The organism is Glaciecola sp. SC05 (assembly GCF_041380235.1).
Lineage (GTDB): Bacteria > Pseudomonadota > Gammaproteobacteria > Enterobacterales > Alteromonadaceae > Glaciecola.
This window is the reverse complement of sequence record NZ_JBGIYY010000008.1, coordinates 52,241-68,860: the sequence shown is the minus strand read 5'-3', so window position 1 is coordinate 68,860 and position 16,620 is coordinate 52,241. Positions and strand designations below refer to the sequence as shown.

Sequence of the window (16,620 nt, the reverse complement as noted above, 5' to 3'; positions counted from 1 at the left end):
ACATTTAAGAGACATTACCTATTCATGATTAATCAGATTATTGCCAAAGAAATTGGTGCGCAAGATTCACAAGTAGCAGCGGCTATTAAACTACTCGACGACGGTGCTACCGTTCCATTCATAGCGCGCTATCGCAAAGAGGCGACTGAGGGCTTAGACGATGCACAATTGCGCACGCTTGAACAGCGTTTAGGTTATTTACGCGAACTAGAAGACCGCCGCGGCGTGATAATTAAGTCTATTTCTGAGCAGGGTAAACTAGACGATACACTGCGCGAGAAAATCGCTTCAGCAGACAGTAAAACCGAATTAGAAGATTTATATCTGCCTTTTAAACCGCGTCGCCGTACTAAAGGACAAATAGCGATTGAAGCCGGCCTTGAGCCCTTAGCTAAACAATTACTCAATGACGCCAATGCCGATATCGATGCTTTAGCAAGCGCTTATATTGATGCCGAAAATGGCATTATCGATGGTAAAGCTGCCTTAGACGGCGCTAAATTCATCTTAATGGAGTTGTTTGCTGAAAATGCTGACGTACTGACGCTGCTGCGCAAACGCCTGACAGTTTTGGCTAACGTTAACAGTTCGGTTATTGACGGCATGGCTGATAAAGGGCAAAAGTTCAGTGACTATTTTTCTTATTCTGAAAAATACTCGAGCGTGCCATCCCATCGTGCTTTAGCGATGTTTCGTGGGCGCAACGAAGGGGTATTGTCAGTATCTCTGGATCCCGCTCCTGAGCAAGAGGGTCTGGCTAAAACCCAAGAATATGAGCAGTTAATTTGCCAAGCATTAGGCCTTAACTTAGGAGCCTCCGCGCGCGACAAATGGCTCGCCACGGTTGTGCAGTGGACATGGAAAATTAAACTCAGTTTGCATCTTGAAACTGAGCTATTTAGCCGCTTGCGCGAAAAATCTGAGCTGGAAGCAATACACGTATTTGCATCAAACTTAAAAGATCTTTTAATGGCGGCGCCGGCTGGACCCAAAGTCACCATGGGCTTGGATCCTGGTTTACGAACCGGTGTAAAGGTTGCCATTGTTGACGCCACCGGTAAAGTCTTAGCTACCACAACCATCTTTCCGCACGCCCCGCAAAACCAGTGGGATAAATCAAAACGCACACTGGCGACCCTAAGCAAACAGCACAAAGTAGATTTGATCAGCATTGGCAACGGCACAGGCTCTCGTGAAACCGATAAGCTGGTAATGGAAACCATTCAGGCCGAGCCTGAGCTTGGTCTACAAAAAATTATTATTAGCGAAGCCGGTGCTTCTGTATATTCAGCTTCCGAATTGGCCTCAGCAGAACTGCCAGAGCTAGATGTGTCGCTTCGAGGAGCGGTCTCAATTGCTCGTCGTTTACAAGATCCGCTGGCCGAATTAGTAAAAATTGAGCCAAAAGCGATTGGCGTAGGTCAGTATCAACATGACGTTAATCAAAGCCAGCTTGCGCTTTCACTGGATAATGTCATTAAAGATTGCGTAAACGCCGTGGGTGTTGACTTAAACACAGCGTCTCCAGCGCTCTTGGCTAATGTGTCGGGTTTAAACAAAACCTTGGCCAACAATATCGTACAGTTTAGAGATACACACGGTCGATTTGAAAACCGCAAGCGCCTGATGGAAGTCGAGCGCCTTGGACCAAAAGCCTACGAGCAGGCTGCTGGCTTTTTACGGGTCATGGGCGGTGATAACCCCCTGGACGGCAGTTCTGTGCACCCAGAGGCCTATCAAATTGTCGATACTATAGTGCAAAAATCAGGTATTGCAGTAAACGATATGATTGGCAACCACGGTGTTTTACAAAGCCTTAACCCAAATGATTTTGTAACTGAGTCTTTTGGTTTGCCTACCATTCGCGATATTGTCAGCGAGCTCGAAAAACCGGGTCGCGACCCGAGGCCTGAATTCAAAACCGCCACTTTCAAGGAAGGCGTGTCGACTATGGCCGATTTAGAAATTGGCATGATCTTAGAAGGCGTGATCAGTAATGTAGCGAACTTTGGCGCTTTTGTAGATATTGGCGTGCATCAAGATGGACTCGTACACATATCGGCTTTAACCAATAGCTTTATTAAAGATCCAAGAGATGTGGTTAAGACCGGTGATGTCGTTACGGTGAAAGTTATGGAAGTAGATGCAAAACGCAAGCGCATCGGCTTGACTATGCGTTTGGATGACGACATCACCATAGCGCCAAAGCCGCCAGAAAGAAGTAAAGCGCGCCATGAGCACACAGCCAAAAATAAGCAGCGCTCGGCGAAAACAAAACCGCAAAGTAGCACCAACGCAATGATGGGAAATGCATTTGCCGAAGCCTTTGCGAAAGCGAAGAAATAGAGCATAGCTAAACGATATCGAAGGGCGATTAAGCTTGTGCTGAGAACGCTTTTGCAACCGGTGTATCACCCGATTTATAGAGCTGTAAGGCTTGGTGCGCTAAGCCTTGAGCGGGCTCTTTTGCAGCGGTATGAGTGCTTAGTGATGAATTAGACTCATCATTAGCAACCGATTGCTTTGCTACTTGAGCTCTAGCTGCTTGTTCTTTTTGTGAGGCCTCAGCAGCTACTTTATAATCTTGTGCAGAGGGCTCTGCAGGGGCTAATGCTGCGGCTCTCACGACCTGCATTTTTGAAACCGTGTCTTGCGGATCTTTTTCTTCACTCACATCAATAGACACTTCTCCGCCCACAGCATAGCGATTGCCATCAGGGCCGGTTTCAAAATCATAGCTAGGTGCACCCGCATATTGCCCGCCAACAGCCGCATGAGCTTGCTCATGAATACGCACCTCTTGATCGCGCTCTTTTAACTCTTGAATTTTTTCTTCATCGGCCTTTTCTTGCGCTTCGAGCACTTTATCATCTGACTTTTGTTGCTTCGCCATATCACCCAACGCATCATAAGTGGAAGGCTTTTCAACACGCTCACCAATCGTCGCCCTATCAACCGAGCCTTGAACGAGGACACCCAAACTTTTTGCATCGCTCTGTGCGCTCCGCGAAACATCAGCGCCAGGCACACCTATAGTCTCATGCACTAAAGCCGGTTGCGCATAACCACTAATGTTTGTGCTATTAATCATCATAAACGTAGTTGTTACCCCTACACAAAAATATCGATAATGGTGCCAATCATGCCGTCAGCGCGCTTTATCACTTGTGCCGAGGCTTGTGCTTGGAGTGTCGACTGCTGCAGCTCCACTGCAGAGCGGTTAAAATCTATGTTTATATTTTTTCCATGGGCCATATTATTCGCGGCTTGCTGCATTTGCTTTGATGCATCTTGATAGCCTTGTAGGCCACTCTGCATAGTGCTATTTAATGCTATCGACATAAGATGAAGACCATGTGGGAACACTCAAAATATACTTTCTTGCATAGCTTATCGGCTGACCATGGGCATTCTTTAGTGGATTTTTACGATTCTAGAGAAAATAAATATGCAGAGGAATTTCTGATCCTATGTCCAGCGGACATGATTGCCTCTATTGTTTTATGCTGTCAACCAGTCAGTTAGATGTTTTTTAAAATGGTAAATTTGGCACGAATACGAAATTGTATAGAAATCCTGCAAGAATATTTACAGCAACATAAGCATTGTTATTTGTGCAGGCAGGCAAGTAAAGATTTGGTATGCGAGGCTTGCGTTAAAGACACATTGCTTACGCACCTTCCTGTGCCCGGATTTGACATACTGATGCAGCCGAAATTGGCTGAGCATCTAGTTACGCCTTACTATCATCACTTTTATGCTTTGGGGGAATATGCAGGCATACTTAAAATACTAATCAACCGCTTAAAGTTTGGCAATAATCCACTAGCAGCAGAAGTATTAGCGCAGTTTTTTATGAGCGTAATATATCCACGGATATCACAACTAGACGACTTGCCAGAACTTTTAGTGCCCATTCCACTTTCTATGTGGCGCTATGTGGGTAGGGAATACAATCAAGCAAGACTGCTAGCGCAATCCGTTAGCAAGCTAAGCAACATTCCCGTTGCAGAGTGCTTGATACGCAGCCGCCATACTAGCGCACAAAGCCAACTTGATCGTGAGGCGAGACTGGCGAATATTGACAACGCATTTGCTATCAATCAGCCAATTCAAAGCAATCATATTGCCTTAATTGATGATGTGGTAACGACAGGCGCTACGGTAAATAGCGCCTGTCGCACAATCGTTAAGCACTATCCTGATATGCGCATTTCGATTTGGTCGATGGCCGTTACCCCATCAAAAAAAACAAGCTAGAGTAAAGGAGACATATAGATGGCATTCGCCATCAGTTTATTGGTGCCATCCCAATATCCACGAAAGTGAATATTATCGACAAAACCAATAACAGCACCTTCCGACATTGGTTTAACCACCACCGCTGCAGTTTTGCTTACCAATGACTCCATTTCGTCTGAAGCGTAGCCTGCTGTTAAAGGCTTCTCTACATAATTAGCGATCTCAACAAAAGGGTCATCAGCTGTTTTTAACACTAGGTTACTGGTTTTAAACATTGGCAAGGTATCGCGTTCATAGCCAAAAAACAAAGGGTGACTAAGGTCAATATTTGCCGTAAAAACAGCGCCGGCGATACGCTTTTTGGAAGCTAAGTCTTGACGGTCTTTATATTGTAAACCTTTCACTGGAAAACTTTGTTCGACGGCTTCACTAGACAACACTTCATTGTCGATCCAGCCCTGCTTTGCAAACCAGCTAACTGCCGATTTTTGACCAATCAAAACACCACCTGCCTTCACCCAAGCTTCGATGGCGTCTGTGGTCTTTTTATCAACCGCGTTATATCGACCTGAAGAAAATACAATATGACTGTATCGGTCAAGTTTCAGAGTGTCTAAATTATGCAAGTCGACCAGTGTTGCCGGCAAGCCAACTCGAGTGTCCAAATAGTGCCAGATTTCACCCATGTCGTATTGCGAAGTACCCACTCCACCAACCATTAATACGTTAGGCGTAAGCACAGGAGCAAACTGCCGGCTGCCCAAATCGATGCCTGTTGGCGTTAAACCTGAGGTGATACTGTGAACTTTCACATCAAATTGCTGCTGGGCTTTTTCCAGCATAGTAATTAAACCGTCTGGCTGGGCTAGGCCAACTGGCACCATGACTGTGCCTGGCGCAAAGCTGTGCACCGACTCTGACGATGAATTATTGCCGATAAGCTTTGCGCTAAAGCCATCACCTGCAACACGAGCCTGTACGCCTTTTTCTAGCAAATCTTGGAGCATAGCCGGTGCATTTGCGCTATGCCATTCAAAAGCAAAGGCGTACGCTTGACTGCTTATTTTCGAAGCTTCTCCTCGCAGACTTTCAACGTTCCAAGCTTCATCGGTGGTTTTTATTTTTCGACGCTCTGACTGTTTTACAGCGTAATAGTCTAGGTTAAAAGCTAAACCAATATTCCAATTTGATACATCGTAAAACGTATTATCCACAAAGCGTTTGCGCTCACTAAACAGAGAGCGGATCAAGCGGTATTGCGGCTGATCTAAAGCGATGTAAACACTATTGCCCTTGGTAAATTCTGTATCATTAAGCTGGGCATCATCAGACAAGACCCTAAATCTAATTTGATGCGCATCTAAAATTGATAACATTCTGTCAAAACGAGTGAGATCCTTTGTGGCTCGAATGACAAAACCGTGTAAATCATCGTCGTCAATCAGCTTTTGAGTATCGTTGTAGAACTGTTTTTGATAAGCCGCGATAGCCGCTTTATTAGCTAAAGCGCCGGCAAATGTAGAAAGCGAGGTTGTCACTTGGTTTTGGATGGTTCGTGGGAATTCAACTAGGCCATTAATGGATTCTTGGGCATGCCCGCGGCTACTTGCTTGTTCGAACAAAATACCAATACTGCCATGAGCATCTGGGTAAGTTGAACCTTTACCATAGTAAAAATCATCAAACGATTCTTCAGTAAAATAGAGTTCTTTGTTTGCATCTAGTGCCTGCGCATGAAATTGCCCAAGAGCATTGGTCAGGGTCACATTGGTTTCAGGTGTCCAAGGGTTTTTACGCGAAGGAATACCCGGCTGAAAGAAAAACGTACTGTCGGTTCCCATCTCATGAAAGTCAGTCAGAATATGTGGACGCCACTGATGAAACTGATGAATACGGGCCTTTGACTCTGGGTGAGTCAACAACAACCAATCGCGATTCAAATCAAACCAGTAGTGATTAGTGCGACCTGAAGGCCAATGCTCTCGATGCTCTCGATGCATGGGGTCAGTTACCAAATTATATCCTTTATGCATATTTGCCCATTGCGCAAAACGAGACAAACCATCTGGATTTAAAGACGGGTCTAACAGCACGACATTTTCAGATAGGAGCTTTTCAACTTCTGGGCTTTGTGATGCAGCAAGGTGATACGCCACCAACAGCGAAGCGTTGCTTCCTGAAGGCTCATTGCCATGTACGCTGTAGCCCATGTAAATAACCAAGGGATCTTCTGATCCAGCTGCCTCGCCTTTAGCCAAACGATCTATATGTGCTTGGCGTATTTGTTCAATATTGGCTTTGTTGCTCGGCGAAGTAATCGTCATTAGCACTAAAGGACGTTGCTCATGGGTGTATCCGGTGACCTCAATACTGACTCGGTCAGATGCTTCATCCAGCGCGCGCATGTAATTAATAAGCTGATCGTGGCGCACATGCCAAGTCCCTACAGGATAACCAAGCACATCGGCTGGTTTAGGAATATTAACATCGTAATTTTGCCCTTCAGGTAGATAAGACAAATCACTTTCTACAGCCATTGCAATTTGGCTACCCAAAACAGCGATTACTGAGCTGATGAGTAAGGCGCATGTGGCAAGGGCACTTAGATGGCGAGAAATACCCAAATATTTTGGAAACTGATTGCGGTGTTTAAACATGCTTCACTCTTTTTAGTTATGGTTTGATTACAGGCAAATTGTGACCTAAATCACCCTGAAAGTATAATTTAACCTATGCAGAGTGCAAAAATTTTACGATAAAGTTAAAAAAGCGCTAATACTTGAGTGTTTTACTCAGGTAATATTTGATATCATTGCGCCTATCACAGTTACGGAGGTAAACATGGTTAGTATTTCAGAACCGGCACAAGAACATTTTAGCAAATTGCTATCGCAACAAACCGAAGGCACAAACATTCGCGTTTTTGTAGTCAGCCCAGGCACATCAAAAGCTGAGTGCGGTGTTTCTTATTGCCCACCAGAAGCCGTTGAGACAACCGACATACGCTTGAATTTTAATGGCTTTGATGCTGTGATTGATGCTGAAAGTGCTCCGTACTTAGAAGAAGCTGAAATTGACTTTGTTACCGACCAGATGGGTTCGCAGTTAACCTTAAAGGCACCTAACGCAAAAGCGAAAAAAATTGCCGACGACGCTCCAATCATCGACCGAATCAATTATTTTATTGAATCTGAAATCAACCCACAGTTAGCCAGTCACGGCGGTAATGTCATGCTGGTGGAAATTACCGAAGACGGCAATGCGATACTGCAGTTTGGCGGCGGTTGTAACGGTTGCTCGATGGTAGACGTTACGCTAAAAGACGGTATTGAAAAACAGCTCTTAGAACAATTTGCGGGTGAAATTAAGGGCGTAAAAGATGCGACAGAACACGAAGCCGGTGAGCACTCTTATTACTAAGTAGTAAAACATGCCGCTTATGGCGAAGATAACATCGAGGCTACCGTTTGAAAGGTAGCCTTTTTCATATACATTCTTTGCTAGCACCCATTTATTGTATTCATAATAAAGCCGTTTTAAACGGGCTACCGCCGAAGTACAACTGTATAAAAATGGACACCCAAACCCAAGCCTCTAGCGGCTAAAAACCCGAGTAGGGCCATCCACAAAGCTTGATTGCCATATTCTGAGAGGAAAAAATAGCTGGGTAAAAATACTATTAAGGTACTAACCAACATATTATTGCGCATGGTTTTACCCTGCGTTAAACCAACATATACACCATCGAATAAAAAGCACCAGTGAGCCACAATTGGCAGCAACAGAATAAGCCACACATAATTCATCGTAGCGTCTATTAGCACTTGTTGATTGGTTAATAGGCTCAATATCGACTCAACAAATAGCCAAAATATTAGCGTATAAAACAGTGCGGTGATACTCGACCAAATAATACCCAGTAAAACTTGATGACGAAGACTGTGCTGCTGGGCAAGGCGCTTTTGAACATCCTCTAACAGTAATGCTTGTTTTGCATCTGCCAAACTGCGTTCGCTGTCGTTTTTACCTTTTACCTCGCCAACTAGTGCCTCAACGGCATTGGCAATGCCGTCGAGACCTAAGGCAATTAAAGCGAAAAACTGCATTAACACGGCATTGATTGCTGCCGCTTGGGTACCAAATTGAGCGCCTTTTAGAGTTACAAATGCTAGGGTAAATTGCAGCGCTAAGTTACGAACTAGCATATCTGAGTTTAGTGACAATAGGGGCGCTAATGCATGTAAATAGAACCAAGACTTCACAGCTGTCAGGCGCAAGTAGTGACGGTTTATCCAATATAGTGCCAGCAAGGTCATGCTGTACTCGGCAACTAATGTCCCGGCTGCCACACCTTCTACCCCCATATCGAACAGATATACGAAGCTGTAGCTTGCTACAATATTGATGAAGTTGACTGCAACTTGGAGAGCTAAAATTAGTCGACTTTTTTGCTGACCAATTAACCATCCGATGATCGCAAGATTGACCAAGGCTGCCGGCGCCCCCCAGACTCTCACATAAAAATATTGTTGGGTGCTTTGAACCACCTCTGGCTCGACTTGAGCAAACCATAAGCCAGCATTTAAAAAGGGCGCCTGCAGCAGTAATATCAATAACCCTAGCACCAAGGCTAGAGCACAGCCCTGTATCAAGGTTCTCGTTCGATCTAAGATGTCTTTTGCGCGGCTTTGTGCGCTTAAGCCAGTCATCGACATTTTGACAAAACCGCAAACCCAGTAGAGCTGAGTTAGGATCAGAGAACCGATAGCCGCGCCTGCCAAAAAGTGTAGTCCATCCATGCGTCCTAAAATTGCAGTATCAACTAAACCTAACAACGGTGTCGTGATGTTTGCTAAAATAAGCGGCACAGCTATGCTGAGTAGTTGAATATGGCCCCGACGGTCTTGCAGCACGTTTTGCATTTAGCGGGGCATAACCTTGTTGGAGATAAATGTGAAAAATGTAGTCATGCTGGTCTGTTTTGCTCTTGTTTGGCTTAGCAAGCCACATTATGCCCTTGCACAGAAACAACTGCCACCTCAGGTAGTGATTTTGCAATATCACCATGTCGCCAATAATACCCCGGCTGCAACTTCTGTTACGCCAGAAACGTTTAGACAACATATGCAGTATCTAAGCGAACATCATCAGGTCGTGCGCTTAAAAGACGCGATAGCGGCGATTCAAAACAATCGTCCGCTGCCAGAAAACGCAATCAGCATTACCTTTGATGACGGCTATGAAAATATACTTACAAACGCTCATCCTATATTGATGGAGTTCGGCTTTGCCTATACGGTTTTTATCAATCCTTCTAGCATTAACACGCTGGGTGATCAAATGACATGGCAACAAGTCAAACAAATGCAGCCATTGGCTGATTTTGCTAACCATACTCTTGACCATCTACATCTTTTACAGCGCCTTTCAAACGAAAATGAAAATCAGTGGTTAAGCAGGGTGATGGCGAACATTGAAGACGCTGAGCAACAACTTTTGGAGCAGCTCGGCTATAGCTATAAATGGCTGGCTTATCCTTACGGTGAGTTTAATACTCAGTTACAAAAAGCACTAAGCGAGGCAGGTTATATCGCATTTGGACAGCAGTCTGGCGCGGTAGCTAAGCATAGTCAGTTCAACGCCTTGCCTCGTTTCCCTGCTGCTGGCAGATATGCCAACATTGACACTCTAAAAGTTAAGATGTCCTCTATTGCTATGCCGGTTATTAGTCACAGTCCAAGCGGTCATCAGCGCAGTCCGGGCGACGTAATGACGGATTTTTCACTATCCCTCGATGGAAACAATACTGACCTAAACCAGCAACAACTTGCTTGTTTTTTTAAAGGTGAACGAATTGTTCCAAATGTTAGCAACAATATAATGCAGATCGAGCTTGAGCACACATTCACCCCAGGACGCGTCAGGATAAACTGCACCGCGCCCAGTAAAAGTAGAAAGGGCCGCTTTTATTGGCATTCCGTAGCGTTTTTTACGCCCACTGAAAAAGGCATATTTTTAGATTAAATTGGTTTTTAAAGAAAGCTATCTGTTCAGGATAGAGCCTAAAGGATGTATCGCTGCATACGCAAAAAGCACTGACCTGTGGGCTCAAACTCTTGAGAGTGCTTGGGCATAAAATCCCACTTTTGGTAAAATCTAATGGCGCTTTGATTACTCATGTCGACGTCTAGGACCAGTTTGCTCTTACCCATTGCTTTTGCCTGAGTAATTGCATGTGCCACTAATTTGCTAGCTACTTGTTTACCCTGCCATGCCTTATCAACTGCTAAATGCCCCACACAAAGCTCATCGGTCTGAGGCGCTAAAAACAGGGTAGCAAGGCGCTTGTTGATGCTAATGATATGGCTTAATTGGCTTGCACTTAAAAAGTCGCTTAGACTTTTAACCGTAGACTGCTGAAACGCCAGTGGCATCGAGTCATGCCACAAGCTCATACAGGCAATTACATCCTCGCCCTCAACGGCAACAAAGTGACGACTTGCACTATATTGACCATCTTCTTGCGCTGATGCTTGCAACAGGTAAGACAGCGCCTGTTGACGTGAACCAAAGATAAAGGGCAGTAGCTGTGTGGCTGAAAGCAATACTAAGGGCGCTAAGGCCTGAGCATCTTGCACTTTACCGGCCCTAATTTCTAACATTGTTGAGGTACTTAGCTTCCAGAAGAAAGCAAGATCGGCATATCTGCCAGTATATGATCTACGTCACTGATCGACATTTCGCCTGGCGTGTGTTCCGGTTTAAAGCGACCAACGATATTGCCCTGAGGGTTTATCACCACAACTGATGCGCTGTGATCGACTAGGTAGTTTGGGTTATCGGTGCTTTCAGATATTGCATACATCATCCCCATACTGCGCACTAAGGGAAACAACTGTGTGTGTGGTCCAGTGGTCGCCACGAAGTCTGGGTTAAAGTAGTTTACATACTCGTTTAGGCGTTCAACCGTGTCTCTGTCTGGATCGACTGATAGAAACCATACTTTGAGAGGGGTATTGCTTACTCCTTTCTGCAATTGCGGATAAATATTGTTAAGTTCAGCCAGTGTTACCGGACAAATATCAGGGCAAAAGGTATAGCCAACAAACGCTAGGGTCCATTGACCCTGTAAGTCTTTATTTGTCATCTTAGTACCGTCATGCTTGGATAACTCAAATTCTGACAGCGCTCGGGCTTGCGGATACCAATTTAGATATTGGGTTTGTGCAGAAAGAGGGGGTTCATCTGTATCGATGCTGGGCGGAGCGATCGTTAAGGCTAAATATACACCTAAGGCCAATGATAAAACCGCAATTAACGCTACCCATTTTTGTTGCATTGAAATCTCTACCTTTACGGATTATAAGTGAATACGTTAAATATAATGGTCTAGGAGCAATAGCACAAATAACAGCATTAAATGCAGTATCGAAAACTTAAAAGTATCCATTGCGGTGCTTGGCTCTGGCTTAAATTTTAACTTAAGTGCCATAAACATGAAGTATGCATTAAGAATAGAAGACCCTAACAAGTATAAACCGCCGCTCATGCCAGTTAAGTATGGAAGCAAACACACTGCGCATAACAAAAGGGTGTACAAAACAATGCAGGTTTTTGTGAATTCAACACCGTGGGTGTTCGGCAACATTGGAATTTTTGCTTTCGCATAGTCTTTTTCGCGATGTATGGCTAATGCCCAAAAATGCGGAGGAGTCCAAGTAAATACGATCAACACCAATAACAAGCCATATGCATGAATTTCGCCGGTTACTGCGGTCCAGCCTAACAGGGGCGGTGCAGCTCCCGCTAGACCGCCAATCACGATATTTTGAGGTGTAGCGCGCTTGAGGTACATGGTGTATACCACCGCATAACCAAATAGCCCGGCTAAGGTAAGCCACGCCGTGAGCATATTAACAAATACGGCTAAAGCGATAAAACCAACCACGCCCAAGGTAAGGGCAAATGTCAAAGCACGTTTAACCGACACTTTTCCTCTTGCCACTGGACGATTAAACGTACGCGCCATGATGCTATCGATTCGATAGTCAACAACATGGTTAACTACGGCCGCCGCAGAAGATAAAAGACCGATACCTAACATGCCCGCTATAAATATAACTGGATCTACCCAAGTGTCAGTGGCTAAACACATTCCGACGAGCGCGGTCAAAAGTAGGAGCATAACTACACGGGGTTTTGTTAATTCATAATAATCACGCCATGTAGCGCTTGTCTCTAGTTTTTCCGAAGCCGCAACTGATTTACTCACGTACCTCTCCTTGCATACAAAATCGAACATTCATGGTCAATACTTCCGATACATGGTGTATGTAAGAAGAATCATAACTAACAGCAAGCATGCTGCAACCGCATTGTGCATAGTGGCGACGGTAAGCGGCAGCATGAATACAACATTACTCACGCCTAAACCTACTTGTACGGCTAAGACTATTAACATTAGCGTTGTTAACTTTTTCATTAGGGCCGAGCTAGCACGTTTGAATATTGCAAATGCTAACCAACACAAATAAGCGACCGTGATTATAGCACCAAATCTATGCATAACATGCATAGTTACACGCTCTTCGTATGTGTGAACACCATATTCATAACTTTCGGCCGCAGGAATCGAAAATGCACCGGCAAAATCTAAGCGAGAGACCCAATCTCCTTCACAAATAGGCAGGCCAGTGCAGGCAAGAGAGGCATAGTTTGCTGATGTCCAGCCACCTAAGGCAATCTGCCACACTACGATGACGATACCGATGACAGCAAATTTTGCCAAATGTCTAATTTGCGGATCGCCACCTGGAATTCGATAAGGAGTCATGCGTAAATACAGCAGAAACAGACACGAAAGCACTGTAAAGCCACCGAGTAAATGAGCCATAACTACTGCCGGCAACAAGTTGAGCGTTACCGTCCACATTCCTAGCATGCCCTGAAAGCTCACTAGCAACAACAGTAGTATCGGGAGTTTAAAAGGCATCGCTTTGCCTTTTGCGCGATTAACAATAGCGGCAATCGCCACCAACAAAATAATAAAACCCAATGCTGCCGCAAAGTAGCGGTGGATCATTTCATTCCATGCTTTTTCAGCTTCTACTGGACGTTCGGGGAAGGCTTGGTTAGCGGCATCAACGTGATGTTCAGCTTGGGGAACTAGCACATGGCCATAACAACCTGGCCAGTCGGGGCAGCCTAGACCAGCGTCGGTAAGACGAGTGTATGCACCTAAGACGATAACGACTAAAGCCAAAAATATGCTTATTAGCACCAGTTTTTTCATATTTATTTACTTCCTCTGGCCTAACCTATTCGCGAAAGCTTTAGCAGTTTTTTCATATCTGCCAGCATATCGCGACTATCCATAATCGCTTGCTCTTCGTCAGGCGTATTCGGATATTTAAGCACAATATTGTTCAATGTATCTGCGATGAAAATAGCATTTACAGGCACATCTTTAAATACTTTATTCACATTTTCTTGTTCTTTATGTAACACTTGCGTGTCACTTAGTCCTGCTATCTTCTCAAGTGCGCTTTGATCACTTTTTGCTGTTGCGATAAATACTGCATTTACCCTGTCGGCCTCACGGCCTATTGCCGTTTTGACTTGGCTGACACTATAAATTGCGTTTTCACAAGCTTGGTCACATTGTTCAGGAATGATATATAAAAAATGCCACTTCTTCTCAGCATCTTCCAATAAGTCAGCGGCGACGATAGTAGGATCGAGCAACTCCCCTCGGTTAGTCGAAGCTTTATTAAACCAATTATATTCTAAAGCAAATTTAGCCATAATAACGGGCACAACAAACACAACCACCAGTAGAATAAGAGCCATTTTATTATTGTTTTTTATCGACATAGTCTAGTCCTGACGTCCTTGCATTGATTTTAATATGGTAAGTAAAAATATAGTAAGAGCCGCTATACCAAGCCCAAACCATTGGATAGCATATCCTAAGTGTCGCTCAGGCTCCATAACTACCACTTGCCATTCTCGTAAGAAATCTAAATTTTGGTCTGGTGATAACCGAACCGTAAATGGCAAGACCTCCTTGCCTAAATGCTTTGCGATCTCGTCAAAATCGATTTGCTGAATCAGCACCGGAAAGCTTCCGTAATTAAAGTTGGTCTCACTGATCATGACATTATCACTAGGTACGTATAATACGCCTTCAAACTCATTGCTATTTGGGAGCGTAACTGTTGGTAATTCAGCCCGGCTTCCGGTACCCGGGACCCAGCCTAGATTGATTAGCACCGCACCGTAGTTTGTTTCAACAGGTATCAATACCTCATATCCTGCCATGCCATTTTTTAGACGATTATCAACGAAAAAAGTCTGATTACTCGGATTACCCGTAACAAGTAATGGAAAATCAACAAAGTCTTCTGGATTGTCAGCGACTTCTTGAACCAACATTGGATTTGCAGCTTTGCGTTGCTCTATTTGCGCAAGTCGATCTTCTTTTTGATACTTGCGATCTAGCTGCCAAAATCCTAAGAAAAACATAATGACAATACAAGCGATAGCTATTAAGGTAAATAAAATACTTAGCTTGTTTGCACTGCGAAAGAGCATGCTAGTTGTCCACCTTTAGGAATGTTTACTATGTTAGCGATAAAAATCACCATTGGAGCATTGCTCGTATTTATGATTTTTAACTTGTTTAAAGCGATGAAAGTTATGCTGAAAGGCGAGAAGACTGAACCTATGAGTAAATTTATAGGCCGCAGGGTTCTGGCATCGGTTATCATCGTCGTGTTGATTCTGATAGCCATTGCCACTGGTGTAATTACACCAAACCCACGACCTTATTAATCTATATGATATAAACCACGAAAAACAGTAAGACCCAGACTACATCAACAAAATGCCAGTACCATACGCCGGCTTCGAACGCAAAATGCTCTTTAGGCGTAAAATGCCCCTTCATGATACGAGCAAACAATACGATCAAGATTATCGTACCTAAGGTCACATGCAAACCATGGAACCCGGTCAACAAGAAGAATGTGTTTCCATAAACTCCCGATTGTAAAGTCAACCCAAGATCACGATACGCGTGAACATATTCATAGCCTTGTAAACCTAGGAAAATAACGCCCAATAAGATCGTTATACCAAGCATTACAGCTAACTGCTTGCGCTTGTTACCCTCTAGCCCAGTATGAGCATAGTGCAGAGTAACTGATGATATTAGTAAGATAATGGTGTTCATTAGGGGCAGGCCCCAGCCCATCGCAGTTGTTTCAGTGCCACCTGGCGTAGCAACTAGCGGCCACATTGCTTCGAATGCTGGCCATAGTACTTCATTAGTCATTGCGTTGTTTGAAGCCCCTCCTAGCCATGGCACCGCAATAAATCGGGCATAGTACAAGGCGCCAAAGAAGGCAGCAAAAAACATCACTTCTGAAAATATAAACCACGCCATACCCTGGCGATAAGACCTACCTAACTGCGCGCTATATAAGCCACTCATAGATTCGTCTATTTGGTTCTTGAACCAGCCCACTACCATTACCGTGAGCATGACCAAGCCAGCAAGCAAAATGTATCCGCCTATACCCGACTTGTCGCGAGTCACTTCAACAACAAAGTTGCCCGCGCCAACCGCGATTAAAAATAACGCTACCGCGCCAACAATTGGCCACACGCTTTGTTCGGGTACATAGTATTTTTGATATTGTTCTTGTGGTTGAGCCATGCTTATCTCCGTAGGCTGCTATTCATCGCCACTACTTCTGCTTCGTCAGCATTTTCGGTGATGTCATACAATGTGTATTGCAAGGTAAAAAAAGTAATATCTTCAGGTAGTTGCGGGTCAATATAGAAATTCATTGGCATAAGCGCTTCATCCCCCGCTTTTAGGGGTTGATGCTTAAAACAAAAGCATTCCGTTTTATTGATATAAAGTGCCGCCATGCCCGGTGATATAGAAGGTATTGCTTGTGCAATAATATCTCTTTTGGTTGGGTTTCTGACAAAAAATGCAACTTCACTCATTTCGCCAGGGTGGATTTCAACGCGCTTTGTTTGCGCCGTAAATTCCCAAGGCATTCCCGAGTTAGTGCGAGTAATAAAATCGACCGTAATGACTCGAGACGTATCAATGTCTATAGATTCATAAACTGCTGCTTGGTCGCTTGGCTTACCATTAATGCCGGTAATATCGCAAAATACGTCATACAACGGGACCAAGGCAAACCCAAACCCAAACATACCCAAGACCACCATCAACAGCTTCGCAACAGTTTTGCCATGGTTTTGAGGCGCTTGCACAACACCATCGTCAGGAGCGCTAGTTGCGCTCTGACGATTTAAAGGTGCTTGCTTGTCATCTGACATAAATTTCCTCTTGCCTAT

General features: G+C 44.3%; 17 protein-coding genes. 5 read left to right on the top strand and 12 right to left on the bottom strand.

Annotation, left to right across the window (positions count from 1 at the left end; genetic code table 11):
* Nucleotides 1–24 precede the first annotated feature (24 nt).
* Nucleotides 25–2,346 carry a Tex family protein gene (locus tag AB9H30_RS08950; RefSeq protein ID WP_371194321.1) on the top strand — a complete coding sequence of 774 codons (2,322 nt, stop codon included), beginning with the start codon at nucleotides 25–27 and terminating at the stop codon, nucleotides 2,344–2,346.
* A gap of 28 nt (nucleotides 2,347–2,374) precedes the next feature.
* Here the strand turns inward: AB9H30_RS08950 and AB9H30_RS08945 are convergent, their stop codons facing one another.
* Nucleotides 2,375–3,094 carry a putative metalloprotease CJM1_0395 family protein gene (locus AB9H30_RS08945; protein WP_371194320.1) on the bottom strand — a complete coding sequence of 240 codons (720 nt, stop codon included), beginning with the start codon at nucleotides 3,092–3,094 and terminating at the stop codon, nucleotides 2,375–2,377.
* Between the two features lie 17 nt (nucleotides 3,095–3,111).
* Nucleotides 3,112–3,342, bottom strand: coding sequence for a hypothetical protein (locus AB9H30_RS08940; protein ID WP_371194319.1), 231 nt, complete (start codon nucleotides 3,340–3,342; stop codon nucleotides 3,112–3,114).
* 204 nt (nucleotides 3,343–3,546) lie between these two features.
* Here AB9H30_RS08940 and AB9H30_RS08935 point away from each other — a divergent pair, with 204 nt between their 5' ends.
* Entirely contained in the window at nucleotides 3,547–4,260 is a 714-nt protein-coding gene (locus tag AB9H30_RS08935) for a ComF family protein (RefSeq protein ID WP_371194318.1), read from the top strand.
* Here AB9H30_RS08935 and AB9H30_RS08930 read toward each other — a convergent pair.
* Entirely contained in the window at nucleotides 4,257–6,899 is a 2,643-nt protein-coding gene (locus AB9H30_RS08930) for a M14 family metallopeptidase (protein WP_371194317.1), read from the bottom strand. The two genes, AB9H30_RS08935 and AB9H30_RS08930, sit on opposite strands and share 4 nt — an antisense overlap.
* Nucleotides 6,900–7,083: 184 nt before the next feature.
* Here AB9H30_RS08930 and nfuA point away from each other — a divergent pair, with 184 nt between their 5' ends.
* Nucleotides 7,084–7,662, top strand: a complete 579-nt coding sequence (gene nfuA / locus AB9H30_RS08925; protein ID WP_371194316.1) for a Fe-S biogenesis protein NfuA — start codon at nucleotides 7,084–7,086, stop codon at nucleotides 7,660–7,662.
* A gap of 125 nt (nucleotides 7,663–7,787) precedes the next feature.
* Here nfuA and AB9H30_RS08920 read toward each other — a convergent pair whose 3' ends face one another.
* Nucleotides 7,788–9,164 carry an MATE family efflux transporter gene (locus tag AB9H30_RS08920; protein ID WP_371194315.1) on the bottom strand — a complete coding sequence of 459 codons (1,377 nt, stop codon included), beginning with the start codon at nucleotides 9,162–9,164 and terminating at the stop codon, nucleotides 7,788–7,790.
* 31 nt (nucleotides 9,165–9,195) lie between these two features.
* On the opposite strand from AB9H30_RS08920, the gene AB9H30_RS08915 reads away from it, so the two are divergent.
* The gene (locus AB9H30_RS08915; RefSeq protein ID WP_371194314.1) at nucleotides 9,196–10,266 is read left to right on the top strand and encodes a polysaccharide deacetylase family protein; all 1,071 of its coding nucleotides are present in this window, start codon (nucleotides 9,196–9,198) and stop codon (nucleotides 10,264–10,266) included.
* 38 nt (nucleotides 10,267–10,304) lie between these two features.
* On the opposite strand, the gene AB9H30_RS08910 is transcribed toward AB9H30_RS08915, so the two are convergent.
* The 6 genes from AB9H30_RS08910 to AB9H30_RS08885 are packed head-to-tail and all read right to left on the bottom strand — an operon-like array spanning nucleotide 10,305 to nucleotide 14,835.
* Nucleotides 10,305–10,904, bottom strand: a complete 600-nt coding sequence (locus tag AB9H30_RS08910) for a GNAT family N-acetyltransferase (protein WP_371194313.1) — start codon at nucleotides 10,902–10,904, stop codon at nucleotides 10,305–10,307.
* A gap of 11 nt (nucleotides 10,905–10,915) precedes the next feature.
* A complete protein-coding gene (locus AB9H30_RS08905; RefSeq protein ID WP_371194312.1) occupies nucleotides 10,916–11,581 on the bottom strand; it encodes an SCO family protein in 666 nt (221 codons plus the stop codon).
* Nucleotides 11,582–11,617: 36 nt separating this feature from the next.
* Complete coding sequence (gene cyoE, locus AB9H30_RS08900) at nucleotides 11,618–12,514, bottom strand: heme o synthase (protein ID WP_371194311.1); 897 nt, start codon at nucleotides 12,512–12,514, stop codon at nucleotides 11,618–11,620.
* A gap of 36 nt (nucleotides 12,515–12,550) precedes the next feature.
* Nucleotides 12,551–13,534, bottom strand: coding sequence for a heme A synthase (locus AB9H30_RS08895; RefSeq protein ID WP_371194310.1), 984 nt, complete (start codon nucleotides 13,532–13,534; stop codon nucleotides 12,551–12,553).
* A gap of 20 nt (nucleotides 13,535–13,554) precedes the next feature.
* Nucleotides 13,555–14,115, bottom strand: a complete 561-nt coding sequence (locus tag AB9H30_RS08890) for a hypothetical protein (RefSeq protein WP_371194309.1) — start codon at nucleotides 14,113–14,115, stop codon at nucleotides 13,555–13,557.
* Between the two features lie 3 nt (nucleotides 14,116–14,118).
* A complete protein-coding gene (locus AB9H30_RS08885) occupies nucleotides 14,119–14,835 on the bottom strand; it encodes an SURF1 family protein (RefSeq protein WP_371194308.1) in 717 nt (238 codons plus the stop codon).
* Between the two features lie 30 nt (nucleotides 14,836–14,865).
* On the opposite strand from AB9H30_RS08885, the gene AB9H30_RS08880 reads away from it, so the two are divergent.
* Entirely contained in the window at nucleotides 14,866–15,075 is a 210-nt protein-coding gene (locus tag AB9H30_RS08880; protein WP_371194307.1) for a DUF2909 domain-containing protein, read from the top strand.
* Nucleotide 15,076: 1 nt separating this feature from the next.
* Here AB9H30_RS08880 and AB9H30_RS08875 read toward each other — a convergent pair whose 3' ends face one another.
* Together AB9H30_RS08875 and AB9H30_RS08870 are read right to left on the bottom strand one after the other, a co-directional pair.
* Nucleotides 15,077–15,961, bottom strand: a complete 885-nt coding sequence (locus AB9H30_RS08875) for a cytochrome c oxidase subunit 3 (RefSeq protein WP_371194306.1) — start codon at nucleotides 15,959–15,961, stop codon at nucleotides 15,077–15,079.
* A 2-nt stretch (nucleotides 15,962–15,963) separates the two neighbouring features.
* Nucleotides 15,964–16,602 carry a cytochrome c oxidase assembly protein gene (locus tag AB9H30_RS08870; protein ID WP_371194305.1) on the bottom strand — a complete coding sequence of 213 codons (639 nt, stop codon included), beginning with the start codon at nucleotides 16,600–16,602 and terminating at the stop codon, nucleotides 15,964–15,966.
* Nucleotides 16,603–16,620 lie beyond the last annotated feature (18 nt).

Excerpts from the sequence above, each read along its gene's own strand:
- AB9H30_RS08950 (WP_371194321.1), top strand. The coding sequence starts at position 25 with ATGATTAATCAGATTATTGCCAAAGAAATTGGTGCGCAAGATTCACAA.
- AB9H30_RS08945 (WP_371194320.1), bottom strand. The coding sequence starts at position 3,094 with ATGATGATTAATAGCACAAACATTAGTGGTTATGCGCAACCGGCTTTA.
- AB9H30_RS08940 (WP_371194319.1), bottom strand. The coding sequence starts at position 3,342 with ATGTCGATAGCATTAAATAGCACTATGCAGAGTGGCCTACAAGGCTAT.
- AB9H30_RS08930 (WP_371194317.1), bottom strand. The coding sequence starts at position 6,899 with ATGTTTAAACACCGCAATCAGTTTCCAAAATATTTGGGTATTTCTCGC.
- nfuA (WP_371194316.1), top strand. The coding sequence starts at position 7,084 with ATGGTTAGTATTTCAGAACCGGCACAAGAACATTTTAGCAAATTGCTA.
- AB9H30_RS08920 (WP_371194315.1), bottom strand. The coding sequence starts at position 9,164 with ATGCAAAACGTGCTGCAAGACCGTCGGGGCCATATTCAACTACTCAGC.
- AB9H30_RS08910 (WP_371194313.1), bottom strand. The coding sequence starts at position 10,904 with ATGTTAGAAATTAGGGCCGGTAAAGTGCAAGATGCTCAGGCCTTAGCG.
- AB9H30_RS08905 (WP_371194312.1), bottom strand. The coding sequence starts at position 11,581 with ATGCAACAAAAATGGGTAGCGTTAATTGCGGTTTTATCATTGGCCTTA.
- AB9H30_RS08895 (WP_371194310.1), bottom strand. The coding sequence starts at position 13,534 with ATGAAAAAACTGGTGCTAATAAGCATATTTTTGGCTTTAGTCGTTATC.
- AB9H30_RS08890 (WP_371194309.1), bottom strand. The coding sequence starts at position 14,115 with ATGTCGATAAAAAACAATAATAAAATGGCTCTTATTCTACTGGTGGTT.
- AB9H30_RS08885 (WP_371194308.1), bottom strand. The coding sequence starts at position 14,835 with ATGCTCTTTCGCAGTGCAAACAAGCTAAGTATTTTATTTACCTTAATA.
- AB9H30_RS08880 (WP_371194307.1), top strand. The coding sequence starts at position 14,866 with ATGTTAGCGATAAAAATCACCATTGGAGCATTGCTCGTATTTATGATT.
- AB9H30_RS08875 (WP_371194306.1), bottom strand. The coding sequence starts at position 15,961 with ATGGCTCAACCACAAGAACAATATCAAAAATACTATGTACCCGAACAA.
- AB9H30_RS08870 (WP_371194305.1), bottom strand. The coding sequence starts at position 16,602 with ATGTCAGATGACAAGCAAGCACCTTTAAATCGTCAGAGCGCAACTAGC.